Annotated in this window: 30 protein-coding genes and 1 pseudogene; 18 read left to right on the plus strand and 13 right to left on the minus strand. The window is 76.1% G+C overall.

The features are described from left to right. Positions 1–185 precede the first annotated feature (185 nt). Complete coding sequence (locus tag KDL28_RS33065) at positions 186–1,382, plus strand: aminotransferase class V-fold PLP-dependent enzyme (protein WP_252444931.1); 1,197 nt, start codon at positions 186–188, stop codon at positions 1,380–1,382. Between the two features lie 4 nt (positions 1,383–1,386). Here the strand turns inward: KDL28_RS33065 and KDL28_RS33070 are convergent, their stop codons facing one another. Further along, positions 1,387–1,851 carry a hypothetical protein gene (locus KDL28_RS33070; RefSeq protein ID WP_252444933.1) on the minus strand — a complete coding sequence of 155 codons (465 nt, stop codon included), beginning with the start codon at positions 1,849–1,851 and terminating at the stop codon, positions 1,387–1,389. A 424-nt stretch (positions 1,852–2,275) separates the two neighbouring features. On the opposite strand from KDL28_RS33070, the gene KDL28_RS33075 reads away from it, so the two are divergent. Then, positions 2,276–2,719, plus strand: coding sequence for a hypothetical protein (locus tag KDL28_RS33075; RefSeq protein ID WP_252444935.1), 444 nt, complete (start codon positions 2,276–2,278; stop codon positions 2,717–2,719). Between the two features lie 80 nt (positions 2,720–2,799). On the opposite strand, the gene KDL28_RS33080 is transcribed toward KDL28_RS33075, so the two are convergent. Beyond that, positions 2,800–3,807 carry a 1-aminocyclopropane-1-carboxylate deaminase gene (locus KDL28_RS33080; protein ID WP_252444937.1) on the minus strand — a complete coding sequence of 336 codons (1,008 nt, stop codon included), beginning with the start codon at positions 3,805–3,807 and terminating at the stop codon, positions 2,800–2,802. A 113-nt stretch (positions 3,808–3,920) separates the two neighbouring features. Here KDL28_RS33080 and KDL28_RS33085 point away from each other — a divergent pair, with 113 nt between their 5' ends. After that, positions 3,921–4,577: a GntR family transcriptional regulator gene (locus KDL28_RS33085; RefSeq protein WP_252444939.1), complete on the plus strand. Its 657-nt coding sequence runs from the start codon at positions 3,921–3,923 to the stop codon at positions 4,575–4,577. A gap of 37 nt (positions 4,578–4,614) precedes the next feature. On the opposite strand, the gene KDL28_RS33090 is transcribed toward KDL28_RS33085, so the two are convergent. Together KDL28_RS33090 and KDL28_RS33095 are read right to left on the minus strand one after the other, a co-directional pair. Next, complete coding sequence (locus KDL28_RS33090; protein WP_252444941.1) at positions 4,615–5,457, minus strand: alpha/beta fold hydrolase; 843 nt, start codon at positions 5,455–5,457, stop codon at positions 4,615–4,617. Positions 5,458–5,623: 166 nt separating this feature from the next. Beyond that, a complete protein-coding gene (locus KDL28_RS33095; RefSeq protein WP_252444943.1) occupies positions 5,624–6,895 on the minus strand; it encodes an APC family permease in 1,272 nt (423 codons plus the stop codon). A gap of 54 nt (positions 6,896–6,949) precedes the next feature. Here KDL28_RS33095 and KDL28_RS33100 point away from each other — a divergent pair, with 54 nt between their 5' ends. The 3 genes from KDL28_RS33100 to KDL28_RS33110 all read left to right on the plus strand — a co-directional run bounded on the left by KDL28_RS33100 (position 6,950) and on the right by KDL28_RS33110 (position 8,591). Continuing rightward, positions 6,950–7,936, plus strand: coding sequence for a GlxA family transcriptional regulator (locus KDL28_RS33100; protein WP_252444945.1), 987 nt, complete (start codon positions 6,950–6,952; stop codon positions 7,934–7,936). 145 nt (positions 7,937–8,081) lie between these two features. Next, complete coding sequence (locus tag KDL28_RS33105; RefSeq protein ID WP_252444947.1) at positions 8,082–8,285, plus strand: hypothetical protein; 204 nt, start codon at positions 8,082–8,084, stop codon at positions 8,283–8,285. Between the two features lie 33 nt (positions 8,286–8,318). Further along, on the plus strand, positions 8,319–8,591 hold the full coding sequence (locus tag KDL28_RS33110; protein WP_252444949.1) for a hypothetical protein: 273 nt from the start codon (positions 8,319–8,321) through the stop codon (positions 8,589–8,591). Between the two features lie 56 nt (positions 8,592–8,647). Here the strand turns inward: KDL28_RS33110 and KDL28_RS42285 are convergent, their stop codons facing one another. After that, positions 8,648–8,923 (minus strand): ATP-binding protein, encoded by a 276-nt coding sequence (locus KDL28_RS42285; protein WP_372497144.1) that lies wholly within the window; start codon positions 8,921–8,923, stop codon positions 8,648–8,650. 104 nt (positions 8,924–9,027) lie between these two features. On the opposite strand from KDL28_RS42285, the gene KDL28_RS33115 reads away from it, so the two are divergent. The 3 genes from KDL28_RS33115 (at position 9,028) to KDL28_RS33125 (ending at position 11,880) form a co-directional block, all read left to right on the plus strand. Beyond that, positions 9,028–9,273, plus strand: a complete 246-nt coding sequence (locus KDL28_RS33115) for a maleylpyruvate isomerase N-terminal domain-containing protein (RefSeq protein WP_252444951.1) — start codon at positions 9,028–9,030, stop codon at positions 9,271–9,273. Then, positions 9,273–10,178 (plus strand): ketopantoate reductase family protein, encoded by a 906-nt coding sequence (locus tag KDL28_RS33120; RefSeq protein WP_252444953.1) that lies wholly within the window; start codon positions 9,273–9,275, stop codon positions 10,176–10,178. Before KDL28_RS33115 ends, KDL28_RS33120 begins: the two co-directional genes overlap by 1 nt. A gap of 553 nt (positions 10,179–10,731) precedes the next feature. Continuing rightward, a complete protein-coding gene (locus KDL28_RS33125; protein WP_252444955.1) occupies positions 10,732–11,880 on the plus strand; it encodes a sialidase family protein in 1,149 nt (382 codons plus the stop codon). A 50-nt stretch (positions 11,881–11,930) separates the two neighbouring features. On the opposite strand, the gene KDL28_RS33130 is transcribed toward KDL28_RS33125, so the two are convergent. Next, the gene (locus KDL28_RS33130) at positions 11,931–13,541 is read right to left on the minus strand and encodes an MFS transporter (RefSeq protein ID WP_252444957.1); all 1,611 of its coding nucleotides are present in this window, start codon (positions 13,539–13,541) and stop codon (positions 11,931–11,933) included. 239 nt (positions 13,542–13,780) lie between these two features. Between KDL28_RS33130 and KDL28_RS41790 the strand changes: the two genes are divergently transcribed. Next, positions 13,781–14,893, plus strand: a complete 1,113-nt coding sequence (locus KDL28_RS41790; protein ID WP_252444959.1) for a cytochrome P450 — start codon at positions 13,781–13,783, stop codon at positions 14,891–14,893. Here the strand turns inward: KDL28_RS41790 and KDL28_RS33140 are convergent, their stop codons facing one another. Beyond that, a complete protein-coding gene (locus KDL28_RS33140; protein WP_252444961.1) occupies positions 14,894–15,271 on the minus strand; it encodes a cupin domain-containing protein in 378 nt (125 codons plus the stop codon). A gap of 451 nt (positions 15,272–15,722) precedes the next feature. On the opposite strand from KDL28_RS33140, the gene KDL28_RS33145 reads away from it, so the two are divergent. The 3 genes and pseudogenes from KDL28_RS33145 to KDL28_RS41795 form a co-directional block, all read left to right on the plus strand. Continuing rightward, the gene (locus tag KDL28_RS33145; protein WP_252444963.1) at positions 15,723–16,052 is read left to right on the plus strand and encodes a VOC family protein; all 330 of its coding nucleotides are present in this window, start codon (positions 15,723–15,725) and stop codon (positions 16,050–16,052) included. A gap of 10 nt (positions 16,053–16,062) precedes the next feature. Next, positions 16,063–16,251: a hypothetical protein gene (locus KDL28_RS33150; protein WP_252444965.1), complete on the plus strand. Its 189-nt coding sequence runs from the start codon at positions 16,063–16,065 to the stop codon at positions 16,249–16,251. Continuing rightward, positions 16,248–16,522 (plus strand): annotated as a pseudogene (locus KDL28_RS41795) (FAD-dependent oxidoreductase); the annotation flags it as partial. The gene KDL28_RS33150 and the pseudogene KDL28_RS41795, both read left to right, overlap by 4 nt. Before the next feature lie 194 nt (positions 16,523–16,716). Here the strand turns inward: KDL28_RS41795 and KDL28_RS33160 are convergent. Then, the gene (locus KDL28_RS33160; RefSeq protein ID WP_252444967.1) at positions 16,717–17,493 is read right to left on the minus strand and encodes a CPBP family intramembrane glutamic endopeptidase; all 777 of its coding nucleotides are present in this window, start codon (positions 17,491–17,493) and stop codon (positions 16,717–16,719) included. A 31-nt stretch (positions 17,494–17,524) separates the two neighbouring features. Here KDL28_RS33160 and KDL28_RS33165 point away from each other — a divergent pair, with 31 nt between their 5' ends. The 3 genes from KDL28_RS33165 (at position 17,525) to KDL28_RS33175 (ending at position 20,621) form a co-directional block, all read left to right on the plus strand. Next, positions 17,525–18,235, plus strand: coding sequence for a hypothetical protein (locus KDL28_RS33165; RefSeq protein WP_252444969.1), 711 nt, complete (start codon positions 17,525–17,527; stop codon positions 18,233–18,235). A gap of 136 nt (positions 18,236–18,371) precedes the next feature. Next, complete coding sequence (locus KDL28_RS33170) at positions 18,372–19,952, plus strand: ATP-binding cassette domain-containing protein (protein ID WP_252444971.1); 1,581 nt, start codon at positions 18,372–18,374, stop codon at positions 19,950–19,952. Between the two features lie 51 nt (positions 19,953–20,003). Beyond that, complete coding sequence (locus KDL28_RS33175) at positions 20,004–20,621, plus strand: TetR/AcrR family transcriptional regulator (protein ID WP_252444973.1); 618 nt, start codon at positions 20,004–20,006, stop codon at positions 20,619–20,621. Between the two features lie 67 nt (positions 20,622–20,688). On the opposite strand, the gene KDL28_RS33180 is transcribed toward KDL28_RS33175, so the two are convergent. Then, entirely contained in the window at positions 20,689–21,174 is a 486-nt protein-coding gene (locus KDL28_RS33180) for a DUF1269 domain-containing protein (protein WP_252444975.1), read from the minus strand. Positions 21,175–21,424: 250 nt separating this feature from the next. On the opposite strand from KDL28_RS33180, the gene glsA reads away from it, so the two are divergent. Both glsA and KDL28_RS33190 read left to right on the plus strand, forming a co-directional pair. After that, a complete protein-coding gene (gene glsA, locus KDL28_RS33185; protein ID WP_252444977.1) occupies positions 21,425–22,414 on the plus strand; it encodes a glutaminase A in 990 nt (329 codons plus the stop codon). A gap of 107 nt (positions 22,415–22,521) precedes the next feature. Further along, positions 22,522–23,166 carry a MarC family protein gene (locus KDL28_RS33190; RefSeq protein ID WP_252444979.1) on the plus strand — a complete coding sequence of 215 codons (645 nt, stop codon included), beginning with the start codon at positions 22,522–22,524 and terminating at the stop codon, positions 23,164–23,166. 4 nt (positions 23,167–23,170) lie between these two features. Here KDL28_RS33190 and KDL28_RS41800 read toward each other — a convergent pair whose 3' ends face one another. The 4 genes from KDL28_RS41800 to KDL28_RS33210 form a co-directional block, all read right to left on the minus strand. After that, positions 23,171–24,199 carry a mechanosensitive ion channel family protein gene (locus KDL28_RS41800; RefSeq protein WP_252444980.1) on the minus strand — a complete coding sequence of 343 codons (1,029 nt, stop codon included), beginning with the start codon at positions 24,197–24,199 and terminating at the stop codon, positions 23,171–23,173. Beyond that, entirely contained in the window at positions 24,184–24,798 is a 615-nt protein-coding gene (locus KDL28_RS33200; protein ID WP_252444982.1) for a hypothetical protein, read from the minus strand. Before KDL28_RS33200 ends, KDL28_RS41800 begins: the two co-directional genes overlap by 16 nt. A gap of 17 nt (positions 24,799–24,815) precedes the next feature. After that, the gene (locus KDL28_RS33205; protein ID WP_252444983.1) at positions 24,816–24,980 is read right to left on the minus strand and encodes a hypothetical protein; all 165 of its coding nucleotides are present in this window, start codon (positions 24,978–24,980) and stop codon (positions 24,816–24,818) included. A 17-nt stretch (positions 24,981–24,997) separates the two neighbouring features. Further along, positions 24,998–25,147: arginine deiminase family protein (locus KDL28_RS33210; RefSeq protein ID WP_252444985.1), on the minus strand; the 150-nt coding region annotated here is incomplete at its 5' end.

The following is a 25,147-nucleotide window of genomic DNA, read 5'->3' on the forward strand; positions in this document are numbered from 1 at the left end:
CCGCGCCCCCCCCGGGCCCCGCGGGGGGGGGGGGGGGGGGGGGGGGGGCGCGGCGCGGGGGGGGGGCGCCGCCCCCCCCCCCCCCCCGCCTCCATCGGCGACGCACTTGCGATCCGCGAAGCAGAAGCCGCATGTGCTTTCCGAGCACGAGGGCGCCCGCGCCGCCCGGCGGGCATGCTGCCGACGTGGACCGACACCCCAGCAGCACCGCGGGCGCACCCGCCGCCGATCCGGCCCTCGGTGATCGCCGCGCACCGGGCTCGGCGCGGGCACTCTTCGACGTCCCGGCCGGGATCGCCTACTTCAACACCGCGAACCTCTCACCGCACCTGCACCGCGTGCGGGAGGCGGGCGAGGCCGCGCTGCGCCGCCGCGGGCAGCCGTGGACGATCGGCCCCGACGACTGGTTCACCGACGTCGAACGGCTGCGCGGGCTGTTCGCCGCCCTCATCGGCGCCGACAGCGACGCGATCGCCGTGGTCCCGGCGACCAGCTACGGCTTCGCGGTCGCCGCCCGCAACACCGCGCTCGGCCCCGGCGACCGCATCCTGGTGCTCGCCCAGGAGTACCCCTCCGGCGTCTACACCTGGCGGGCGGCCGCCCGCGCCACCGGCGCCCGGGTCGTCACGGTCGAGCGGGCGCCCGATCGGACGTGGACCGACGCCGTCCTCGACGCCCTCGACGAGGACGTCGCCGTGGCGAGCGTGCCCAACGTGCACTGGACCGACGGGTCGCTGGTCGACCTGCCGGCCGTCGCCGCTCGCGCCCGTGCCGTCGGAGCCCGGCTCGTCGTCGACGGCAGCCAGTCCATCGGCGCCATGCCCTTCGACGTCGGCGAGCTCCGCCCCGACTTCGTGGTCGGCGTCGGCTACAAGTGGCTGCTCGGCCCCTTCGGGCTCGGCTACCTCTACGTGGCCCCGGAGCACCGCGGCGGCGATCCGGTGGAGCAGAACTGGATCAACCGGGCCGGATCGCGCGACTTCGCCCGCCTCGTGGACTACCGCGACGAGTACCAGCCCGGCGCGCGCCGCTTCGACGTCGGCCAGCGCACCGGGTTCGAGCTGGTCCCGATGGCCGTCGCCGCCCTGGAGCAGATCACCGCGTGGGGCGTCGGGCACGTCGCCGCCGAGCTGGCCGCTGTCACCGCGACCATCGGCGCCCGCGCCGCCGAGCTCGGCCTCGCCGCGGCCGGTCAGGCCGACCGCGGGCCGCACATGCTCGGTCTGGCCGTGCCCGACGACCGCCGCGAGGCCGTCCTGCCCGCGCTGACCGCCGCGAACTGCTTCGCCTCCGTCCGCGGCCGGTCCCTGCGCATCGCCCCCCACCTGCACACCACCGACGACGACATCGAGCGGCTCGTGCGCGCTCTGGCGCACGTCTGACCGGTCAGCGTCGGCGGCGCAGCACCGCGGCCGGCACCGCGAGCACCAGCAGCCCGAGCCCCCGGCGGGCCGCCGGGGTGCTCAGCGCCAGCGAGGCCGCGGCCCGCGGCACCGGCGCGACGTTGCGGCTGCCGGTCACCACCCGGCCGAGCCGGCTGGACGCGCCCGCGCCGACGGTCGCCGCCGGCCCGTCCGGTCCCACCACGCGCACCGTGACCCCGGACGCGGCCAGCAGGTCGGCGACCTGGCCGACGTCGCGCCGGTCGACCGCGGCCAGCAGCACCGCCGGCCGCTCGACGTCCACCCGCAGCTCCCGGCCGCGGCCGGTGAGGTGCGCCGAGGTGCACTCGCCGCGCTCGGTCGTCACCCGCAGCCGCAGGTCGGCCTCGACCTCCGGACGCGAGCCGTCGGCGAGGCCGGCGAGGCCGAGCCCGACCCCACCGGTGCCCCGCCGGACGGACTCAGGCACCCGCCGGGGGTCCGGGCGACGGCCGCCGATACCACACTCCGACGACGTCCGAGGTCGAATCAATGCGGTCCGGAACGATGGCGCACGAATGCGCGACTACTTTGCTGCCACACGGCTCCGATGTGCCGAAAATGTCCTCACGCGGCCCCCAAGGAGGTTAACACCCTCCACGACGCCCGTGGGGCCACTTGCCCACATCGCGCCCCTGACGTGCGAAAACGGGTCATCGTTCGACTTCGGGCCCAGGCTGTCGCAAAGACGCCGCGCCGACCCGGGAATGAACCCGGCGAGGCCCGGCCGCCGTGATTCCGGGAAGATGCCGCTGCGGAAAAGCGGCTCCGCGGCGAATCGGGGATCTGCGCAACACCCGCCGCGTCTGGAGCGGGCACCTGGGGAGGTGCCGCTTTCTTCGGGGAGACACACAATGCGACGTGCACAGCTGTGGGCGACGATCGGCGCCGTGGCGGCCACGCTCCTGCTCACCACGGCGGCGCCGGCGGCCGCCGAATCCGGCCGCGCGCAGCCCGCGGCCCCAGCCACGGCGTCAGCCGTGCCCACGCTGTTCGGCGACGAGGTCCGCGGGACCTTCAGCCGAGGGGGCGTGCCGGTGCTGCCCAGGAACGCCCTCGACGACTACCCCTGCTACTTCGGCTCGTTCGGGTGCCGGGAGCCGGTGCTGGACCCGGGTGACCTGCGGCGCGGCGACACGGCGCTCACCTACACGGTCGACCGCGCCCCCCTCTCCGCCTGCTACGCCACCGGCGACTGGCTGTCGGTGCGCTTCGAGGACGACACGTGGGGCCCGATGGAGGGCCTGGTGCCCGCGCTCGCCGTCGACCTCGGCTCCGCCGAGCCGGGGTGGTGCTGACCGCCCGACCACCTGGGACCAGGCCGCACGACCGTCCGGGCCGGCGCGCACCCGCGCGCCGGCCCGGACCCGTTCCCCGGTCAGCCGAACGCTCCGGCGTAGGCGTTGAGCGCCGGTTGCCCGCCGAGGTGCGCGTACAGGACGGTGGAGTCCGGCGGGATCTCCCCCGTGGTGACCAGGTCGATGAGCCCGGCCATCGACTTGCCCTCGTAGACCGGGTCGATGATCATCCCTTCGAGCCGCCCGGTCAGCCGGATCGCCTCGATCGTGGAGGCGACCGGGATGCCGTAGCGCTCGCCCGCCCAGCCCTCGAGCACCGTGATCTCGTCGTCGCGCAGCGGGCGGTCCAGGCCGATGAGGTCCGCGGTGTGCCGGGCGATGCGCGCGACCTGCTCCCGGGTCTGGTCGATCGTCGCGGAGGCGTCGATGCCGAGCACGCGGCGCGGGCGGTCCTGCCCGGCGAAGCCGGCGATCATGCCGGCGTGCGTCGAGCCGGTGACGGTGCAGACGACGACGGTGTCGAAGAAGACCCCCAGCTCCCGCTCCTGGCGCGCCACCTCGTCCGCCCAGCCGGCGAACCCGAGGCCGCCGAGGCGGTGCTCCGAGGCGCCGGCGGGGATGCCGTAGGGCACCCCTCCGGAGGCGCGGACCTCCTCGAGCGCGGTCTCCCACGAGTCCTTGATCCCGATGCCGAACCCGGCCGGGTCGAGGCGCACGTCGGCGCCCATGATCCGGGACAGCAGGATGTTGCCGACCTTGTCGTTGACGACGTCGGGCCAGTCGACCCAGCGCTCCTGCACCAGCCGCGCCTTCATCCCCAGCCTGGCGGCGACGGCGGCGACCTGACGGGTGTGGTTCGACTGGTAGCCACCGATGGAGACGAGCGTGTCGGCGCCCTGGGCGATGGCGTCGGGGACGATGTACTCCAGCTTGCGGGTCTTGTTGCCGCCGTAAGCGAGCCCGGAGTTGCAGTCCTCGCGCTTGGCCCAGATCCGCGGCCCGCCCAGGTGGCGGCTCAGCCGCTCCAGCGGGTGGACCGGACTCGGGCCGAACGTGAGCGGGTACCGGTCGAAGTCGGCAAGGGGCATGGTTCCTCGTTTCGTGGGTGGCGCATCGCGGTCGGGTGCGCCTCGGCGGGGATCGTGGCTGGTGGTGAGCGGGTCGGCGCCCTCGCGGCCGGGTCGGCGGTGCATGATGGGGTATGCCTGTTCCCGTCGCGGGCGCGTCCGAAGGGCGCCGGCTGCTGCGCGACAGCGTGTTCGTGCGCATCCGCGACGCGATCATCGACGGCACCCTCCAGCCCGGCGAGCGCCTCCTCGACGGCGAGCTGAGCAGCTGGCTCGGGGTCAGCCGGACCCCGATCCGGGAGGCGCTGGCCCGGCTCGAGGCCGCGGGCCTGGTGGAGACCAAGCCCGGGCGCTACACGATCGTGAGCCCGATCGACCCCCGCACCGTGGCCGATGCCCAGGCGGTGACCGCCGCGATGAACGAGCTCGCGGTGCGCACCGCGGTGCCGCTGCTGACCGGGTCGGACCTGGCCGCCATGCGGGCGGCGAACGACGCCTTCGCCGCCGCCCTGCGCACCGGCGACGTCGTCGCCGCGATCGCGGCCGACGACGCGTTCCACCGGGTTCCGGTCGACCGGGCCGGGAACGCGGCGATGCGGGCGGTGCTCGACCAGTACACGCCGGTGCTCCGCCGCGTCGAACGCATCCGGTTCGGGTCGGTGGGCGGACGGGACTCGGTCGCGCAGCACGCCCGGGTGATCGCCCTCGCCGAGGCCGGCGACGCCGAGGCGGCCGCCGTGGAGATCCGGCGCAACTGGCTGGCCCTCGACCCGTACGCACCCGCCGGCTGAGCCGCCCCGCGCCACGCGCCCCCGGCCGGCGCCGCCCCTACTTCGCGACGAACCGGGTGAGCAGGTCGTTGACCTCGTCGGCGTGGGTCCACAGCAGACCGTGCGGCGCGCCGTCGATCTCCACGTAGTCGGCCTCCGGGAAGGCCGCGTGGAACGGGCGCCCCGTCACCTCGATCGGGAGCAGGTTGTCCTTCGTCCCGTGCACGATCAACGCCGGCTTGCCCGAGGCGCGCACGGCCGCGACGTCCGGGCGGAAGTCCTCGATCCAGGCGGGTATGACCGCCCAGGCCGCGGTCGGGGCGGAGGTGGACGCGGTGTTCCAGTTCGCCCGCACGACGTCCTCGCTGACGCGCGTGCCCAGCGTCTCGTCGAGGTTGTAGAAGTCCTTGTAGAACTGGGTGAAGAAGGCGTACCGGTCGGCGCGCGCGGCCGCGATGCTGGCCTCGAAGTTCTCCCGCGGCAGCCCGCCGGGGTTGTCGTCGGTCCGCACCAGGAACGGTTCGACCGACGCCAGGAACGCGAGCTTGGCGATCCGCTCGTGGCCGTGGTTGCGCACGTAGCGCGCGAGCTCGCCGGTGCCCATCGAGAACCCGACCAGGACCACGTCGCGCAGGTCCAGGTGGACGAGCAGCTGGTGCAGGTCGGCGGCGAAGGTGTCGTAGTCGTAGCCGACGGCGACCTTGCTCGACCGGCCGAACCCGCGCCGGTCGTAGGTGATGACCCGGTAGCCGGCCGCCAGCAGCTCGCGCGCCTGCAGCTCCCAGCTGTGCCCGTCGAGGGGGTAGCCGTGGATCAGCACCACCGGCTGCCCGGCCCCGTGGTCCTCGTAGTAGATCTCGATGTCGGTGCTGTTCTCGGTGCCGACCGTGATGCGGCCCATGGCGGTTCCTCCCTGCGGAGAGCGCGGATGAGAGTGCGGATCGAGCAGGACGCGGCCGCGCCGTCGGCGCCGCCGGCGTGCCGCTCCCGGCCGGGCGAGCCGTCCACTCGGTGCGATATGCAAAATATCGCAGCACTCATCGCAGGGCAAGGCCGACCTTCGACGATCAGACCCGGTCCGTCGCCGCGCGCGCCACGACCCAGCGGCACGCCACCGCGAGCACCACGACCACCACCGGGATCAGCACGTTCTCGGCCGCCGTCGGCACCACCAGCGCGGTGAGCACGATCGTGGCGACGGCGCAGAAGCGCGGTGCGCCGCGCAGCAGGCGCGCGCCCGCGGCGGCGGCGAGCAGGTACACGGCGACGACGAGCGTCGACGGCGTGACCACGAGCGTCTCGGTGCCCCAGCCCAGCGCGGCCGCCAGCGCCAGCCCACCGGCGGCCACGAGCCCGACGGCGACGATGCCGCCGACCGGCACGCCGGTGCGGTGGATCCGGGCGACCGGGCGGGGCAGCCAGCCCTGCTCGGCGAGGCTGAGGCCGAGCCGGGAGACGCCGGCGATGAAGGCGCTGGTCGTGCCCAGGCTGATGACGACGGCGACGACCGCCGCGACCGGGGCGGCCGCCCCGCCCAGCGCGCCCCGCAGCAGCAGCCCGATCGCGACGTGGTCGACCCGCTCGCTCCCGTAGGTCCCGGTGAGCACGACCGCGGCCGCCACCCCGAGGTGCAGGACGGTCACGATCGCCACGGTCGCGGCCACGGCCCGGGGCAGGTCGCGGTCCGGGTCGCGGAACTCGCCCGCCAGGTGCCCGACGGCCTCCCAGCCGGCGAACGCGAAGAAGAGCACGATGACCCCCGCCCCGACCGCCGCGAACCCGTGCGGGGCGAACGGCGTCAACCGGTCCACCGACATCCGCGGCGCCGCGGCGAGGATCGCCACCACCAGCGCGGTGGCGACGCCGGTGGCCAGCACGACCTGGGCGCGGCTGCTGACCCTCGCCCCGGCCAGGTTGGCGGCGACCGCGGCGGCGAGGATGGCGCCCGCGACGGCGAACGCCCCGCCCGGCCCGAGGCCCAGGGCGTCGGCGACGTAGTAGCCGCCGGTCAGCGGCACCACCGTCTGGCCGACGGACCCGGCCGCGAAGTACAGCCAGCCGGTGAGGCCGCCGACCGCGGGCCCGAACGCCCGCCCGACGTAGGTGGCCACTCCCCCGGCGTCGGGGTGGCGGCGGGCGAGCGCGGCGAACATCCAGGCCAGCGGGACGCCCATCACGCAGGCGAAGACCCAGGACAGCAGGGACGCCGGCCCGGCCATCGAGGCGACCTGACCGGGCAGCACCAGCACTCCGGCCCCGAGCACGGCGCTGACGTAGAGGGCGACCCCGTGCCCGAGACCGATGTGGCGGACGAGGCGGGCGGGCTGCTTCGTGTTCACCACCGCGAGCCTGGTGCGCGGGCCCCGGCCGCCGTAGGTGGCAGAATCGCCCCCGTGCGCAAGGAATCGGACGTCCGACGGCGCCACCGCGTCGTGCTCGTGGCCTCCCCCGGGGTCCCGCTGTTCGAACTGGCCATCGCGGCGCAGGTCTTCGGCACCGACCGCAGCGACATCACCCCGGACTGGTACGAGTTCGCCATCGTCGGCGTCGACGGGGCCGACACCCGGATCGAGCACGGCATCAGCGTCCCCGGCGGCGCGGGCCTGCCCGCCCTGCGCGGCGCCGACACCGTGATCGTCCCGGCCTGCGCGCAGATCCACGGCCGGGCCCCCGAGGCGCTGCTCGGCGCGCTCCGCGCGGCGCACCAGCGCGGGGCCCGGATCGCGGCCATCTGCTCGGGCAGCTTCGTGCTCGCCGAGGCCGGCCTGCTCGACGGGCGCCGCGCCACCACCCACTGGATGCACGCCGACGAGCTCGCCCGCCGCCACCCCGCCGTCACCGTGGACCCGGCGGTCCTCTACGTCTGCGACGACGTGTGGACCTCCGCGGGCAGCGCGGCCGGCCTGGACATGTGCCTCGAACTGGTCCGCCGGGACCTCGGGGCGGCCGTCGCGAACGAGGTCGCCCGCCGCACCGTCACCCCGCCGCACCGCGACGGCGGCCAGGCCCAGTACTCCCGGCCCGCCGCGGGCCCCGCCGCGCAGCCCCGCCGCGACGTCCTGGACTGGGCGCGGCGCAACATCGCCGACGCCACGGTGACGGGCATGGCCGACCACGCGGGGATCAGCGCGCGCACCCTGAACCGCCAGTTCCACGACCTGACCGGCCGGTCGCCGCAGGCCTGGCTGCAGCGCCTGCGCCTGGACACCGCGGCCGAGCTGCTCGAGTCCACCGACCTGACCGTGCACGCCATCGCCCGCAGGGTCGGCCTGGGCACGGCCACCAACCTGCGGATGCGGTTCACCGGCACCTACGGCGTGCCGCCCACCCGCTACCGGCAGACCTTCGGTCCGCGGGCCGTGCCGGCCGCGGCGGACTGAGCACGCGGCGCGACCGACCGCGGTGGACCGCGCAGCACGCCCTGGTGGGTTCTCATCCGCCGCGGAGGACGCGCGGGCGTCGCCCCGTGCGGGACAGTCCGCCACGCGGGAGCGCACCGGCGCTCCGGGAGGAGGCCGGTCGCACATGGGGGCACGGGAGCCAGGACCGCACCGGCGCGTGCGGGGCGCGCCGGTCCCCCGCAGCGCCGGGGGCGACGCCGCGTCCGGCCAGGACCCGCCGCCGGCTCGGGGGACGCGGCTCAGCGCGTCGGTCGTCGACGTCTTCGTCTACGTCGTGGTGCTGAACCTGTTCGTCGAGTACCTGCCGCAGGTGCTCAGCGAGACGTAAACGCTGACGCTGCTGACCGCCGTCCTGCTCAAGGTGGTCCTCGACGTCGTCCTGGTGGTGAAGGACCGGGCGAAGGCCCGGTTCCGGGCCGCGGCGAGCGCGGTCGGCAAGGTCGGAGCCGGGCTCGTGCTGTGGGGGGTGCTCCTCGGCAGCAAGTTCCTCGTCCTGCAGGCCGTCGACCTCGTCTTCGGAGCCCGCGTCAGCCTCGGCGGCTTCGTCCCGGTGACCGCGCTGATCGTCGTCCTGCTGCTCGCGCGGGCCGGGGTGCGCCGCCTCCTCGACCCCCCGGCCACCGGGGAGCGCTGACCCGTGGGTCCCGCGGGCGCGACGGGCCCGCGGAAGCGCGACAGTGGCCTTGCCGCTCACTGTGGGCGACGTCGAGGCGGCCCGCGAGGAGCTCGTCGGCCGCGGTCCCGGCGTCGGCAAGGTGTTCCACGACGCGGGCGGCGGCCCGTCGCGCGCTCCAGCAGGTGTCCCAGCAGGGCGGTCTTGCCGACCCCCGCCTCGCCGTGCAGCACCAGGACGGCGAGGCGTCCCGCGCGCGCGTCCGACACCACGCGATCGAGCACTCGCACTCGCGGTGCCGGCCGCGCAGGCCCAGACCCCGAAGATCTCTCGACATGGCACCGCTCCGGCACAGGCTAGGGAGCCGGCGCGATCAGCGCACCGCCGTCCGGCGTACCGGCAGCGGTGCGACGAGCGGCCACTGCGCGGCCCCCGGCACGGGGTACGGTCCGGTGCCGTGCTGCTCACCCCGCGATACGACGGCACCCCGGTGCCGCGCGCCGAGGGACCGATCGTGGATCCCGCGGCTTCCCTCCTGCGCCGGCGGCGACGGCTCGCCGACATCCTGGCCCGCTTCGACGCCGAGCAGTGCGCCTCGCCGACCCGCTGCGAGCGCTGGACGGTGCACGATGTGATCATGCACCCAGTACGCGTGAACGACGCCTGGACGGCCTCGATCGCCGCCGCCGGACGGGTCGGCTGATGGCCGGACCGGGGGCGGAGCACGCTGCCCCGCGCAGGGTCGCGATCCTCGGGGTCGGCGCGGTGGGCGGCATGCTCGGCGTCCTGCTCGCCGGGGCCGGCCACGACGTCGTCCTGCTGGCCTCGGACCGCACCAGCACGGCGATCAACGTCGAGGGGCTGACCCTGCGCAGCGCCCGGTTCGGCGAGCGGCGGGTCGCGGTCCCGGCCCGGCCCTGGCTCACCGCACCCGTCGACGTCCTCGTCGTGGCGGTCAAGGCGCCCGACCTGCTCGCCGCGCTGGGCCGGGTGCCGGCGTCGCTGGTGGAGGGCGCCGTGGTCGTCCCCCTGCTCAACGGGATCGACCACGTGCCGCTGCTGCGCGCGTGGTTCCCGCGGTCCGCGGTCGTCCCGATGACGGTGGCGGTCGAGGCGACGCGGGTGGGTCCCGGGGTGATCGAGCACGTGTCGCCGTTCGCCGACTACGCGGTCGCCACCGGCCACCCCGCGGCCGCCGTCGTGCCGGCCGACCTGCTGCGCGGCGCGGGCCTCGACGTCGACACCTCCGCACCCGACGAGGCCACCCTGCTCTGGCGCAAGCTGTCCTTCCTGGCCCCCTTCGCGCTGCTCACCACCCGGGCCCGCGCGGCGCTGGGCCCGGCCCGGGAGGCCGATCCCGACCTGCTCGCCGCGCTGGTCGACGAGACCGCCGCCGCCGCGGCCGCGGGCGGCGCCGCGGTCGACCCCCGCGCGGTCGCGGGTCGGCTGGCGGGCCTGCCCGCTGGCATGCGGTCCTCGATGCTGAAGGACGCGCTGGCCGGCGCCGTGCTGGAGCTCGACGCGATCGCCGGTCCCGTCCTGCGGGCCGCGCCCGGCGGGGCGCCCGTCACCCGGCGCGTCGTCGCCGAGATCGTCGGCGGTCCGTAGCGTCGCACCGGGACGGGTACCGCCTCACCGGCGGGCCTCCTCGAAGTGGAGCACCACCGTCGCGCCCGTGGAAGACACCGGTACGCGCACACCCGCGCTGCCCACGGGCGCACCGGTCCCACCGCGGCCGGGGCCAGCCCGGCGGGCGGTACCCCGCGGCCACCGCCCGGCGGTACCAGGCATCGGCCTCGCCGTGGTCCCCCGGCGCGCCCGCAGCACGCCGATGCTGTACATCGCCCGGCCGTCGCCGGCGTCGGTCTCCCCGGCGTCGGCGGCGGCCCGGCGCCAGTACTCGGCGCCGTCGTACCGGCGCGACACGAGCATCAGCTACCCGAGCAGGTGCATCGCGGCGCCGAGGCCGATCTGCCCCCCGGAAGTCGGCCACCGCTGATCTCGCAGCAGCGCCGACGGGAAGACCAGGACGAATGCGGTTCCGTCGCACGGCCGCGCGCCGCTACAAGGTGCAGAACCGGCACGGACACCCGCGCCACCCCTGCCTCCCCCGGGGGTCCTCATGAGACCGTCGGTGCTCCCGGGGGCGGAGGGAGCCGAGATGACCCGACGGTGGGCGGCGCTCGTCGCGGCCGCGCTGGTGCTGTGCGCCGCCGCCGGCTGCGGGCGGGTCCCCGCCGAGCCCGAGCCGATCCGGTTCGTCGCGGTCGAGCTGCCCGGCGGGGCGCGGCCGCAGGTGCTCGCGGCGGCCGGCGACGACCTGCTGATCGGCGTGCGCCGCGACGACGGGCCCACCCTGCCCGGCGTGCTGCGCCGGGCGCAGGACGGCCGGGTCACCGAGATCCCCACCCGACCGGCGAGCCCGTACGGCCGCACCGCCGCCTGGTACTCACTGGTCACCGACGGCGAGCGGGTCCTGGGCATCGGTGGCGACCGCGGCGGGGCGCACGGCAACGTCCGGTGGAGCGTCTGGTCCGGCGGGCCCGCCGGGATCAGCGAGCAGGCCCAGGCGTTCAGCACGTTCGGCGGCTGGGGGGCCGGCGACCTCGTGGGCGCCGCCCTGACCCCGTCCGGGCCTGCGCTGGTCGGCACCTGGCAGAGCACCGGAGCCGGGCTCGACGTGGCGCTCTGGACCGCCGTCGACGACACCTGGACCCGCCACGACCCGACGGGCACCCCGCTGGCCAGCACCGGGGACCTGCTGGGCTTCCCCACCGCCGCCACCGGCTCCGGCCCGGGGATCCTGGTGGTCGGCTGGCAGTACGCGCTGGGCCCCGAGGACGGCCAGCAGCCGGTCGTCTGGCGCTCCGACGCCGGGGGCGAGGGCTGGACCAGGACCGCGCTGCCCGACTCCGGGAGCGCGGGGACGGCGGTCGCGGCGCGATGCTCCGAGGGCACCTGCCTCGTCGTCGGGCGCGTCGACGGTGAGGTGGCGCTCTGGCGCTCCACCGCGGGCACCTGGACGCGGGTCCCCGGCGTGCCCCCGATCGGGGTCGGCGACGACGACCCGCTTCCCGCACCGCTGCCGAGCGGGCAGGGGTGGGAGCAGTTCGTCTCCGACGGCGGCCGGCTGAAGGTCGTCACCGGCGACGGGAGCGGGACAGCGGTGCGGCCCGTCGAAGGGCCCACCGGAGCGGTGTCCGCCGCCGTGCGGGTGGGCGGGTCGGTGTACCTCCTCGCCGGTCCCGACCCGGCCTCGCCGCAGCTGTGGTGCGCCGACGCGGCGGCGTTCGGCGACGCGACCGGATAGCCGGGTCGACGCCGCCGCCGGAGTGGCCGAGGCGGTGCCCGGCGCAGGGGTCAGCGGTCGGGGTGGTGGTGGGGGTCGGCCGGGAAGTAGTGCGTGCCGGTGGGCTCCTCCACGGCCAGGGCGTTGGCCCGCTCCTCCCGCTCCTGGTCGGTGGCGGTGAGCCGGTCGGTGTGCTGGCGCAGGTGCTCCTCCCACGTCGGGTAGAGCTGCACCAGCAGGAACACCGACGGGTCGGCGCCGTCGCGGTAGAGCGCGCAGCTCGTCGCCCCGGTCCGCAGGCGGCTGAGCCGGACCGACTCCATCGCCGCCCGGAACTCCGCCTCCCGCTCGGGCGCCACCACGTAGCGCACGGTCACCAGCACCGGCCCCTCCCGCGGGTCCGGCTCGTAGGTCAGCGCGGGCTCGGGCCAGTACTCGACCGCGGCGCGGTTCCAGTGCCCGACGTCGGGCAGCGGCCGGATCCGCACGGTCGCCGCCCCGGCCAGCATCACCACCGCCGCGGCGATGAAGGTCGGGACCAGTCCGGTCCACTGGGCCGTCAGCCCCCACACCAACGACCCCGCGGCCTGCGACCCGGCGAACACGACGTTGAACGTCGACAGGCCGCGGGCGCGCACCCAGCCCGGCAGGAACACCTGCAGCGCCCCGGTGATCCCCATCAGCACGAACAGCCACGCCGCGCCCGCCGGGACCAGCAGCACCACCAGCACGGGCAGGCTCGGCACCGTCACGCAGGCCACCAAGGAGCCGGCGAACAGCACCGCCGAGAGAACCAGCACCTGGTTGGCCGACAGGCGCGCGGCCACCCGCGGCAGCACCGCCGCGCCCAGCACCGCGCCGAACCCGAGGCTGCCCAGCAGCAGCCCGAACCCCGTCGATCCCGACTGGAGCAGCTGGTCGGCCACGACCGGCAGCAGCGCCCAGATCACCGCGCCCGGCAGCACGAACAGGAACACCCGCAGCAGCATCCGACGCACCACCGGCGAGTTGCGCACGTAGCGCCCACCCGCCCGCAGCGCGCTGGCGAACCGTTCGGGCGGCAGCGTCGCCGCGGCGGTCGACTGGCGGGTGGACACCAGCACCATGACGAAGACGAGTGCGGCCACGGCCGTCACGGCGAACACGACGGACGCGCCGACCTGCGCGAGCAGCAGCCCGGCCAGCGCCGGGCCCACCGCGCGGGCCCCGTTCACCGCGACCCCGCCCAGCGTGGCGACCATCCGGACCTGCTCGCGCGGCACCAGGTCCTGCACCGACGCCTGGTACGCCGGCAGCGTCAGCGCCAGGCACGAACCGAGCAGGAACGTGAACGTCAGCAGCAGAGCGGGCGGCATCAGATCGAGTGCGGTCAGCGCGCTGAGCGCCGAGCCCACGACCAGCTGGAACAGCTGCACCCCGATGAGCAGGCGGCGGCGGTCCATGATGTCGGCGAGCGCGCCCGCGGGCAGCGCCAGCAGCAGCATGGGCACCGTCGCCGCCACCTGGACCAGCGCGACCAGTGCCGTCGAGTCGGGCGTCTGGACGAGCACCCACTGCGCGCCGACGGTCTGCATCCAGGTGCCCAGCATGCTGCCCAGCTGCGCGAACCACATCGCCCGGAACGCCTTGACCCGCAGCGGCGCCCACAACGACGGCACCTGCGGCGTCGTCGCAGCGGTCATCGCACCTCCATCGAGCTCGCGAGCATCGGCCGACAGTGTGCACCCCGGCCGCGCCCCGCACCCGGCTCTCACCCGGCCGATCCGCTCACCCCGGGGCCGGTCGGCCACCGGTCGCGGGGCCGATGTCCGACCGCTTCGGGCGTTGCCGCCCGCTCGATGGTCGCGGTCTTCGGGTAGCCGCTGATGGCCGGTCCACCGACCGGGTCCTAGGGTGGGGACGCCCTGGGAGGAGGTGGGCCGTGCTCAGCAACCCGGCGCCGCGGCCGGCGCGCAGCTACGACCCGACGATCGTCCCCCACCGCGAGGACGGCGCGGTGCACGTCCACGACCACCGCACGGTCCGCGCGCTGCTGCGCGACTCGCGGAGGGTGACCTCGGACGTGAGCGACCTGGTCGGCCCGGGGCAGCGGGTCCACCCGGTCAGCGCGTTCGTGTGGGCGACGGACCGCCTGACCATCGGCGGGTGCCCCGGCCGGCACGCGGCGCTGCGCTCGGCGATGGCCCCGTGGATGGGCGCGGAGGCGGTCGAGCAGCGGCACCGCGACGCCCGCGACGCCTGCGGACGGCACGCCGCGCAGCTGGCCGGGCGGCCCTTCGACGTGTACGCGGACTACGCCGAGCCCCTCGTCGTGGAGTACCTGGCCGGCTGGCTCGGCGTCGAGGAGTCCGACGTCCGGTTCGCCGTCGGCGACCAGCTGGCCGCGGGCGAGATGTTCGCGACGTGGCCGCCCCCGACCACCGACGAGCTGGACGAGCACTACCGGGGGCTGATGGCCCGCCCGGGCCTCGGCGGCGTCGCCGCGGCCGCCCGCGACCTGCGGGATCGGCAGGTGATCACCGAACGGGAGGCGTGGGGGATCGTCTACGCGCTCTCGGTCAGCGCCGTGGCCACCGCCACGGCGATCACGCTGGCGACCGGGCTGAGCGTCGAGCACGGGCTGTGGCCCGGGATGGCCGACCCAGCCGGGGCGGGGGCCGCTGTCGAGGAGGCCGTCCGGCTGGGCAGCCCGTTCCCGCAGGCCACCCGGTTCGCCCGGGAGGCCTTCACCCTCGGGGACGTGCTCGTCGAGCCCGGGGAGCAGGTGCTGATGTGGTTGACCGCGGCCAACCGCGACCTCCCCGGGCCGCACCGCGCGTCGCTGGACCGCTTCGACCCGACCCGCGACGCGTCCGCGCACCTCGGCTGGGGCTCGGGCTACCACACCTGCGGCGGTGTGCGGCACGCCCGCGCACTCGCCGAGGCCGCGGTGACCGCACTGGCCCGGCACTGCCCGACGCTCACGCACGACGGCCCGTGGGTCCGGTTCGTCGGCATCGACGACGGCTACGCGGAGGCGCCGGTCACCGCCTGATCACCCGGCGTCGGCACCCGCCCCCCGGGTGATGTGGGCGATGACCGCGTCGAACTCGCTCGTCGGTGAGAAGTCGACGTAGTCGGTGTCCTCCAGGGCCCTGGGCGCGTGGCCCGGGGACCAGTAGAACGCCTGACCCGCCTCGTAGACCTCGGCACCGTCCTTCGTGCGCATCTCCACCCGGCCGCCGAGCAGGTAGCCCCAGTGCGGGCACGGGCAGAGGTCGCCGGGCAGCCCCACCAGCGCCGGGGCCAGATCGGCCCCCGCGGGCAGGTGCACGAAGGCGACGCTCATCCCGCCCCCGATGTCGCGCCTGCGCAGCTCCACCCCGTCGCCCTCGATCGCGACGGGCGCCTCCGCCCGCGTTGTGGCTGCCATCGCTCCTCCTCCGACGCCGGACCGCACGCAGACGGGTGGGCGCCCGACCGGACACCGCCACGAACGCCGCTCCTCGCCCCGCGCGAGACCGAGCAGAGTACTCGTCACCACCGCTCGCCCGATAGGTCTGCTCCGGACGGATCGTCCGGATGCCGCTGGCGGCGGCCCGCCCACGTGGTGCGGCCCGACTCCCTGGTGCGGCGCGCGACCACGAGATACCGGGTACCGGTCCAGGGACTCTCCCCGGGTCCACGGAGCCTGCGCCCCGGCAGGGTGGTCGGACCGGCGCACATCAGCGCCGGCGCACCCGAGGACGAGGAGTCCTGGCCGTGGACATGAACTCGAGGTCGTCGTCGTACCCGTCTCCGACGTCGATCGGGCCGAGCATTTCTCCAAGTCGCTGGGCTGGCGGGAGGACGCGGACTTCGTCGCCGACGAGGACTTCCGCATCGTGCAGCTGACACCGCCGGGCTCGGCGAGCTCGATCCAGTTCGGCGTCGGCGTCACCTCCGCGGCGCCCGGTTCCCTGCGGGGCCGGTACCTCGTCGTCGACGACATCCAGGCCGCCCGGGCCGAGCTCGCGGAGCGCGGCGCCGAGGTCGGCGAGGTCTTCCACGAGGCCCGGTCGGGGGCGCGATTCCGGCCCGCGGGTGCGAGCGGGCGGGAGCCCGGTCCCAGCGCCGACCGCCAGACCTACGCGTCGTTCCTGTCGTTCGACGACCCGGACGGCGACGGCTGGATCGTGCAGGAGATCACCACCGGGCTGCCCGGCCGTGAGTGAGGACGGCGCGGTGGACACGACGACACTGGCCGGGCTCCCGCGCGAGGCCGAGGAGCAGCACGGTCGCTACGAGCCGACGGCCCCCGAGCACCACCGGGCCGACTGGTACGCGGCGTTCATCGAGGCCCGCAGGCAGGGCCGGACGCCGGAGCAGGCGTACCGCGACGCGTCGGCGTTCCTGGAAGCGGCCCGGCGATGACGACCGACTACGACGTCGTGGTCCTCGGCGGTGGGGCGCCCGGGGAGCACTGCGCCGCGGCCCTCGCCGCGGGCGGCCTGCGCGTCGCCGTCGTCGAGCGCGAACTGCTCGGTGGCGAGTGCTCCTACTGGGGCTGCATCCCGTCGAAGACCCTGCTGCGCCCGGGAGAGGTGGCCACCGGCTCCGACCCGGCGATCCCGCCCGTGCCCGCCTGCGCGAGCCGCCGGGCGTGTGGACCGACCGCGAGGTCACCGGGCTCACCGAGGTCCCGGCCTTCTGCGACCCCCCAGGCCCCGTCGGTCGGCCGGCGGGGCGCTGCTGCTCATGGGCGGGACGGAGGACCTGCGCTGGGCCGGCTCGCCACGGCGGCGGCCGCGGCCGCGTGGGACTTCGAGACCTGCACGGCGACCGCCGCCCGCCAGGTCGAGGTGGCCCGCGATGCGGGCGCGCTCGCGGTCCTCGCCCTCACCGCACGATGAGCCCGGCCAGCAGGCCGCCGAACGCGATCGCGTTCGCGACCACGTGCACCGCGGCGCCCACGGCGGTGGCCCCGCGGCGGGCCACGAGCAGGGCGATCGGCAGCGCGAAGGCGCTCACGGTCGGCACGGCGTAGGGCTGCCACAGGTGGTACGCCGCGAACAGCAGGCTCCCGATCACCGCCGAGGGCAGCGGGGCGGCCGGGATCCGCGGCTGCAGGTACCCCCGGAACCACGCCTCCTCGACCAGCGGACCGACGACCACGGTCGCCAGCAGCCACAGCACCAGCGTGACCACCCGCACCGCGGGCGGATGCGCGGCGAGGTCGCCGGGCCCGGCGGTGGCCCAGCCGGGCAGGACTCCGTCGAGCAGCCCGCGCAGCGCGTCCTCGACGGGAAGGGCGAGCCCCGCCAGCAGCAGCGCGACCGCCAGGACCGCAACACCCGCGCCGATCGCGCCGTGGCGGGTGAGGCCGCCGAGGGAGAGCAGGGCGGGCACCGCACGACCGGCCGCCCGGTCGCGCCCGCGCAGCACCCGCAGCAGCCCGGCCTCCATCGGGGCCAGCACCACCAGCACACCCCCGAGCAGAGCCCAGACCGGCGGCAGGCCGGCCGCGGCGAGCAGCGGGCCACCCACCGCGTACACGGACACCAGCGCAGCGCCGGGCAGCAGGTGCAGCGCCAGGACCACCGGCCAGGACAGCGGGGTCGGGCGCGGGGCGCATGCGGCGGCCGTGGATCGGGGGGTGGTCCGCGGTGCGGTCATGGCGGGCAGCGTGGGGCCTACCCTCCTGGAGGTGTCAGAGCCGGATTGCAGTAGCCCGCCCGACCCCGAGAGCGCCGCCGCCACCAGCACCGCCGCCACCAGCACGACCACGGTCAGCACGACCGCTGCCGCGCAGGCGCTGGTGCGGCCCGCGGAGCGCCGCTTCCTCGAACCGTTCGTCGGCCGGGAGCTGGCCCCCGCCGAAGCCGCCCGGGAGCTCGGCGTGGCGGTCGAGCAGATGGCCTACCGGGTCCGGGCGCTCGCCGGAAAGGACCTGCTCACCGCCACGCGCACGCAACCCCGCGGGGGGCGGGCGGTGACCTACTACCGGGCGGCCGCCGAGATCCGCGCCCCCGTCCTCCTGCTCCCCGAGGCCGACACCCGCAGCCTGTTCGAGATCCTCGACGCCGCGGGCCGCACGGCGTTCCTGGACGCGCTGGCCGCCGGCGCGGACCGCTCCGGCCTGCGCGACTGGCTCGTGCGCCTGCACCGCAGCCCCGGCGGCACCGTCGAGCTCGACCTCGTGCCCGATCACCCGGGCTGGTCGGCGGACGCGCTGCTCGCCGACGCGGCACCCCCCGTGCTGTTCCACTGGGCGCCCCTGCGGCTGTCCCGCGACAAGGCCAAGGACCTGCAGCGCGACCTCAGCGAGGTGCTGAGCCGCTACGCCGCCGAGAGCGAGGGGCCCGGGGCACCCGACCACCTGCTGGGCCTGTTCCTCACCCCCCTGTCCCCGCGCTGACAGGAGGGGCGCGGGCTCCCGTCCAGCCAGGCGGCGGCAGGACAGACGCGACTGGAGTCGCGTTAGTGGTAGGGTGTCGGCCATGGACCTCTGACCGGCACCCGCGTCCCCGTTCGTCGCGTCCGCCGGAGGTCCCGTGTCCGCCGCGCCCACCCATCCGATCGTCTGCCACGGCCTGTCCTTCGCCTGGCCCGACGGCAGCACCGTGCTCGACGGCGTCGACGTCACGTTCGAGCCCGGGCGCACCGGGCTCGTCGGCGACAACGGGTCCGGCAAGTCCACGCTGCTGGCGCTGGTGGCCGGGGCCCTGGCACCGACCGCGGGCACCGTCCGCGTCGGCGCGCCCGTGGGGCTGCTGGCCCAGGGCGTCACGCTCGACCTCGGCGCCACCGTGTCCGACCTGCTCGGCATCACCGCCCGCCGCTCGGCGCTGGCGGCGATCGAGGCCGGGGACGCCTCGCCGCGGCTGTTCGACGTGGTCGGCGCCGACTGGGACGTCGAGGAGCGCGCGGTGACGCTGCTGCGGCGCTTCGGGCTCCCCGACGACCTCGATAGACCGGTCGGGCGGCTCTCCGGCGGCGAGACCGTGCGCGCGCGGCTGGTCGGGCTGCTTGTCGACCCGCCGGCGATCACGCTGCTCGACGAGCCCACCAACGACCTGGACGCCGACGCCCGCGCCCTGCTGACCGCCGCCGTCGACGACTGGCCGGGCACGCTCGTCGTCGTCAGCCACGACCGCGAGCTGCTCGAGCACGTCGACCGGATCGCCGAGCTGCGCGGCGGCGTGATCCGCACGTTCACCGGCGGGTTCAGCGCGTACACCGACGCGCTCGACCGGGAGCAGCAGGCGGCCCGGCGGCAGGTCCGGGCGGCCGAGGCCGACCTGCGCCGGCAGCGGCGCGAGCTGGCCGCGGCCCAGATCGTGCTGGCGCGCCGCCAGCGGTACGCGGCCACCGACTACGCCAGGAAGCGGCGGCCCAAGGTCATCATGCAGCAGCGCAAGCGGGACGCGCAGGTGTCGGCGGGCAAGTACCGCGACCTGCACGCCGATCGGGTCGTGGCCGCCCGCACCCACCTGGACGCGGCCGAGGCCGCGGTCCGCGACGACCGCCCCATCCGCGTCGACCTGCCCGCCACCGCGGTGCCGGCGCGGCGGACGGTGCTCGAGGTGGCGGACCCGGGGCTCGTGGTGCGCGGACCCGAGCGGATCGCGCTGACCGGCCCCAACGGCTCGGGCAAGACCACGCTGCTCCGGGCGGTCGCGGCGGCGGCGGACGCGCGAGCGTCGGTCGGCGGGATCACGGTGGGACCGGTGCCGGTCGGGTACCTGCCGCAGCGGCTGGACATCGACCCGCGGCGGACCGTGCTCGACGTCGTCCGCGCGTCGGGGGCCGACCCGCACGTGGCGCGGGAGGGCTTGGCCAGGTTCCTGGTGCGCGGCGACGCGGTGGACCGGCCGGTGTCGACGCTGTCGGGCGGTGAGCGGTTCCGCGTCGCGCTGGCCGCGCTCCTGCTCGCCGACCCGGCCCCGCAGCTGCTCCTGCTCGACGAGCCCACCAACAACCTGGACCTGGCCAGCATCGACGCCCTCGTCGACGCCCTGGCCGGCTACCGGGGCGCGCTCCTGGTGGCCGGGCACGACGAGCGGCTCCTCGCCGACATCGCCACCACCCGCCGGTGGACGATGCACGCCGGTGTCCTGACCGAGCAGCACTGACCGAGCGGGGGGAACGATGTCCATCGTGCGCGGCCGGACCGGCCGGTCCGGGTGAGCGCGACCGGCCGACCGCGCCCCGGCGGCCGCACCGCGCGGGTGCGCCGGGCCGTCCTCGACGCCACCCTCGCCGAGCTCGGCGAGCACGGCATCGACGCCCTGACCGTCGACGCCGTGGCCGCGCGCGCGGGCGTGCACCGGGCCACGGTCCACCGGCGCTGGACGGACGTCGGTGGCCTGCTCGCCGACGCCCTCGCCGACGCGGGTGAGGACGGCTGGATCCCGCCCGACACCGGGACGCTCGCCGGCGACCTCGCCGAGCTGAACCGGCAGGTGCACGCGGCACTGGTGGCGCAGCCCCCGGTCACCGCGGCCGTCATCGCCGCGGCGGGCCGCTCGCCCCAGGCCGCCGCGGCCCTGCGGGCGTTCTGGGACGACCGGTACGCCCGCTGCGCCGTCGTCGTCGACCGGGCCGTCGAGCGCGGCGAGGCCGCTCCCGGCACCGACCGGCAGACGGTGCTCGTCGCCGCCACGGCCCCCGTCTTCCACCACGTCGTGCTCCTGGGCCGGCCGCTCGACGTCGAGCAGGTGCTCGCCTACGCCGCTCTCGCCGCCCGCGCCGCCGCGACCGGTCCGTGCACCGGCCGGGACACCGCAGGCGACCGGCAGTGAAGGCGGTGCACCCGGGCGTCATCCACGACGCGGCTCGCGCACGTTCGCGGCCAGGCGTCCACGCGGTCTACTCCGCGAACGCCTCGCGCAGCGTCTTCTCCTGCTCGGTGGACAGGTTGGTGAACATCAGGTGCGGGGCCTGGCCCTCGAACGCCGCGCTGACCTTGTCCAGCACCGCGCCGGAGGTCAGCACGAACAGCGCCGAGGTACCCGGCGTGACCTCGTCCCGGGTCCGCTTGATGAAGTCGTCGTCGATGCCGACGTCGCTGAGGGCGCCGGTGAGCGCCCCCGCCGCCACCCCGATCGCGACACCGAGCAGCGGCACGAAGAACAGCAGCCCGAACAGCAGGCCCCAGAAGGCCCCACCGAGCGCGCCCGAGGCCGCCAGGTCGTTCAGCTGGCGCGTCCGGGGCTTCTTCGCCCCCTTCGGCCAGGACACCGTGGCCGCGTCGTAGACCGTGATCAGCTGCTTGCGGGCCAGGTCCTCGAGCGTCCCGACGGCCCTGTCGGCGCCCTCCTCCGAGTCGAACCGCCACACGGTCAGCGTCCCCATGCTCGCTCCTCGCTCCGGGCACCCCGGTCGGCGCCGGTCCCCGATGCTGGTCGGGGCGCCGCCACCGGGCCTCGTCCAGGAGAGGTGAGATGGGCCCTCGATGGCATGGGCCGGACCGGCGGGCCACGGTGGCGACCGGTCCGCGGGGGGACGTGCGGGGGCCCGGGCGGGTGCTGGACCCGGCGCCGCCGCAGCGACCTCGGCCCACGCGGGGGATCCGCGCGGCCGCGGCGGCCACTACAACGGGCCGGTGATCCCCGAGTCCGCGAGCGCCCCGGTCTTCGTCTCGACCGGCTCGCTGCCCCCAGCGCCGTCGGTGCGCGCGATGGTGGCCGAGTCCTGGCGGCTGGCCCGCGGCGTCGGTGGCGGCACCGTGTCGGCGGTGTACCCGGCGCTGGCGCGGGCGCACCCCGACCTGCTCGGCGTGGCCGTGACCTCGATCGACGGGCAGGTCTACACCGCCGGTGACGCCCGCCTGCCGTTCACGATCATGAGCGTGGCCAAGCCGTTCGTGTTCGCGCTCGCCTGCCGCGCGGTCGGCACCGCGGCGGCGGTGGAGCGGATCGGCGCCAACGCGACGGGCCTGGCCTTCGACTCGGCGGCGGCCGTGCGGCGCGGACCCGGGGGCCGGACCAACCCGATGGTGAACCCCGGCGCGATCCTGGCCACCGGCCTCGTCCGCGGGGCGACGTTCGAGTCCCGCTGGTGCGCACTGCGGGAGGGGCTGTCGGCCTTCGCCGGGCGCGACCTCGTGCTCGACGAGGCCGTGCACCGCTCGGCCACCGCGAGCAACCACCGCAACCGGGCACTCGGTCGGCTGTTGCACGACGTCGGCGCGCTGGAGTGCGACCCGGAGGAGGCGGTGGAGCTCTACACCCGCCAGAGCTGCCTCGCGGTGACCGCCACCGACATCGCCCTGATGGGCGCCACCCTCGCCGACGGCGGCGTGCAGCCGCGCACCGGTGAGCTCGTGGTGCCGCCGGCGGCGTGCCGGGCCGCGCTCGCGGCGATGACCACGGCCGGGCTCTACGAGGTCTCCGGCGAGTGGCTGCACGACATCGGCCTGCCCGGCAAGAGCGGCATCGGCGGCGGGATGGTCACGGTCGCGCCGGGCAAGGGGGCACTCGGGACGTTCGCCCCGCCCCTGGACGGCGCGGGCAACAGCGTGCGGGGCCGGGTGGTCGCGGAGTTCCTGTCCCGCGCCCTCGGGCTCGACCTGTTCGCCTCCCGGCCGGTGTGACCGCCCCGTCGACGGACCCGGCCGGATCGCGGCCTTCACATCCCCGGGGACGGGGCTGCCCGCGCCGGCCGCGCGGACCCTTGTCCTGCCTGCCCGCCGGTGACGGCGTGACGTGCCCGGCAACCCGATCCGACGGACGACGGAGGCCGCGATGGACCCTGTTCGAGCAACCGCTGCTGCTGTTCCTGGCGTTGTTCGCGCTCTACAGCCCGATCGCCGCGCTCCCCTCGTACTTCCCGGTCGTCGGCCGCCTCGGCCTCGGCGACCAGCGGCGGCTGGCGATCGGGCTGTTCGTCAACGTGGTGGTCTTCGCCATGGTCGCCCTCTGGCTCGGCGAGCCCCTCCTGGAACTGCTGGGCGTCAGCACCGCGGCGCTCACCACCACCGGTGGGATCGCGCTGCGCTACGAGGGCGTGGCGCTCATGCGCGGCACCGCCGAGCACCCCACGGTGGACCCGGCCGAGCTGCCGAAGCGGCCCGTCGACGCCCCGGGCGCGGCCAGCGTCGCGCAGGCCGAGACGGGCGTGTGGCGCAAGTACGTGCTCGTGCCGATCACGTTCCCGCTGGCCGTCGGCGGCACCACGTTCGCGTTCTTCGTCGCGTTCCGCGCCGAGGCGGACTCGACCCTGGACGTCGTGGGCCTGTCGGTCGCGGGCCTGCTCTACGCCGCCGTCACCGCGATCGCGGTGACGATCCTGGCCAGCGGCGGGACCCGGCTGGTGGTCGAGGTGCTCGAGGGGCTCGGCCGCTGACGGGCTAGTCCGCGGGGGGCACCGGGGCGGTCCGCCGCACCCGGACCGCGAGCTCCCGGGTGCCGAGCTCGACGCCGTGGGACCGGAACGACTCGGCGATGCCCTCCAGCAGCGCCCGCTGGAGCCCGAACTGGCGGCCGGCGAGGGTCTTGACCAGCAGCCGCAGCGTGACGCCGTCGGCGCCCAGCGCCTCGACGCCGAGCACCTCCGGCGGCTCCAGCACCTCCTGGTCGAACGGTGCCGTCGCGGCGACCTCGGTGGCGACCGCGGTCAGCACGGTGCGGGCCGTGGCCAGGTCGGTGCCGTGGGCGACGGTGATGTCCAGCATCGCGGCGGACCAGACCTGCGAGTGGTTGCCGACCCGGTCGATCTCGCCGTTGCGGACGTGCCACACGGTGCCGTCGAGGTCGCGCAGGACGGTCTCGCGCAGGGTCATCCGCTCGACGACGCCGACCCCCTCGCCGAGGTCGACCTCGTCGCCGATCGCGAAGTGGTCCTCCAGCAGGATGAACACCCCGGCCAGCAGGTCGCGGATCAGGCTCTGGGCGCCGAACGCGATCGCCACCCCGGCCAGGCCCGCGCTGGCCAGGATCGGCCCGACGTCGAGGCCGAGGATGCCCGCGGCCGCGATCACTGTCACGACCCACACCAGGGCGCTCAGCGTGCTGGACACCGCGGTGGCGACCGCGCGGGCGCGTTCGGCGCGGCGCGCCTCGTCCCACGGCAGGTGCCCGTTCGCGTCCGCCCGCGGTGGTGACGTGGTGGCCCGGCGCAGGACCGGGGCCTGGGCGAGGATGCGGTTCACGCCGCGGCCGACGAGCCTGCGGACGAACCAGCGCAGGACCCACCCCGCCAGCAGCACGCCGCCGATCGCGATCGGACGGCCGAGCAGCCAGTCCGCGACCGCGGCGGCGGTGGCGTCTCCCCCGGTCAGGTCGTAGACCCAGGCGCAGACGATCCGGGTCCGCGGACCGCAGACCCCCTCCGGCGGCGCCCCGACCGCGGCGACCGGGGCGATCAGCCCGCGGGCCACGGACCGGGCGTGCGGGTCCGGTCGCGCTGGGTGGTGAACCCCGCCCAGGCGAGCGCCAGCAGCGCGGCCAGCGCGACCAGGCTCTCCACCCAGGTCGCCGGGCTGCGGAGGAACCCGAGGAAGGCCGGTCCGGCTTCGACGACGCCGCGGACGACGAGCGCGGCCCCGGCGAGGGCACTGACCGCCCGCAACAACGGCCCCCGGACGTACAGCACCGCGGCCCCGCAGAGCAGGGCCACGGCCAGGACCACCAGCACGACCAGGCCCGCATTCCACGACGTTCCCTGCGGGAGCGTGCGGTACCCGGCCGCGGCGATGACGCCACCGGCCAGCGCGCCCACGACGAACAGGCCGGTCCGGACCAGCAGCGCCACCGCCAGCACCCCGCCGACGGCCGCCCCGACCCCCACCACGAACGCGACGACCGCCCCGCCGCCGAGCGCGGCGGCCAGGCCCGAGCCGAGCCCGAACCCCGTGCACGCGCCGACCAGCTTCAGCGACCGGACCCCGATGAGGCAGAGCAGCATGCCCGCCAGCAGCGAGGCGACGCCGAGCCCGGCCAGGTCGGCCGCGGGTGCGGCCGGGACCGTCGACAGCATGGGCGTCCCTCCCGGTGTCAGCTGCCGAGCAGCCGGGACTTCTGCTGGGCGAACTCGCCCCCGGTCAGCAGTCCGGCCTGCGTGACCCCCGGCTGGTCGAGCGCGCCCCCGGCGAAGGTGATCGCGATCCACTCGACCGGGCCGGCAGGCCCGGGTGTCGACGGACCGGGCGTCATCGCCATCCCGGTTCCCCGGCCGCTCAGTAGTCGACCGCGTCGCGGATGATCGGGCAGGTCATGCAGTGCCCGCCGCCCCGGCCCCGGCCCAGCTCGGCGCCGACGATGGTGATGACCTCGATGCCGGCCTTGCGCAGCAGCGAGTTCGTGTAGGTGTTGCGGTCGTAGGCGAA

The sequence above is a fragment of the Pseudonocardia humida genome (assembly GCF_023898865.1).
Taxonomy (GTDB): Bacteria; Actinomycetota; Actinomycetes; order Mycobacteriales; family Pseudonocardiaceae; genus Pseudonocardia; species Pseudonocardia humida.

What these genes read in the sequence shown, in the direction of transcription:
- KDL28_RS33075 (WP_252444935.1), top strand. Translation starts at nt 2,276, where the DNA reads ATGCGACGTGCACAGCTGTGGGCGACGATCGGCGCCGTGGCGGCCACG.
- KDL28_RS33080 (WP_252444937.1), bottom strand. Translation starts at nt 3,807, where the DNA reads ATGCCCCTTGCCGACTTCGACCGGTACCCGCTCACGTTCGGCCCGAGT.
- KDL28_RS33205 (WP_252444983.1), bottom strand. Translation starts at nt 24,980, where the DNA reads ATGGCGATGACGCCCGGTCCGTCGACACCCGGGCCTGCCGGCCCGGTC.
- KDL28_RS33120 (WP_252444953.1), top strand. Translation starts at nt 9,273, where the DNA reads ATGGCCGGACCGGGGGCGGAGCACGCTGCCCCGCGCAGGGTCGCGATC.
- KDL28_RS33105 (WP_252444947.1), top strand. Translation starts at nt 8,082, where the DNA reads ATGGGGGCACGGGAGCCAGGACCGCACCGGCGCGTGCGGGGCGCGCCG.
- KDL28_RS33090 (WP_252444941.1), bottom strand. Translation starts at nt 5,457, where the DNA reads ATGGGCCGCATCACGGTCGGCACCGAGAACAGCACCGACATCGAGATC.
- KDL28_RS33125 (WP_252444955.1), top strand. Translation starts at nt 10,732, where the DNA reads ATGACCCGACGGTGGGCGGCGCTCGTCGCGGCCGCGCTGGTGCTGTGC.
- KDL28_RS33180 (WP_252444975.1), bottom strand. Translation starts at nt 21,174, where the DNA reads ATGGGGACGCTGACCGTGTGGCGGTTCGACTCGGAGGAGGGCGCCGAC.
- KDL28_RS33200 (WP_252444982.1), bottom strand. Translation starts at nt 24,798, where the DNA reads ATGCTGTCGACGGTCCCGGCCGCACCCGCGGCCGACCTGGCCGGGCTC.
- KDL28_RS33140 (WP_252444961.1), bottom strand. Translation starts at nt 15,271, where the DNA reads ATGGCAGCCACAACGCGGGCGGAGGCGCCCGTCGCGATCGAGGGCGAC.
- KDL28_RS33160 (WP_252444967.1), bottom strand. Translation starts at nt 17,493, where the DNA reads ATGACCGCACCGCGGACCACCCCCCGATCCACGGCCGCCGCATGCGCC.
- KDL28_RS33085 (WP_252444939.1), top strand. Translation starts at nt 3,921, where the DNA reads ATGCCTGTTCCCGTCGCGGGCGCGTCCGAAGGGCGCCGGCTGCTGCGC.
- KDL28_RS33130 (WP_252444957.1), bottom strand. Translation starts at nt 13,541, where the DNA reads ATGACCGCTGCGACGACGCCGCAGGTGCCGTCGTTGTGGGCGCCGCTG.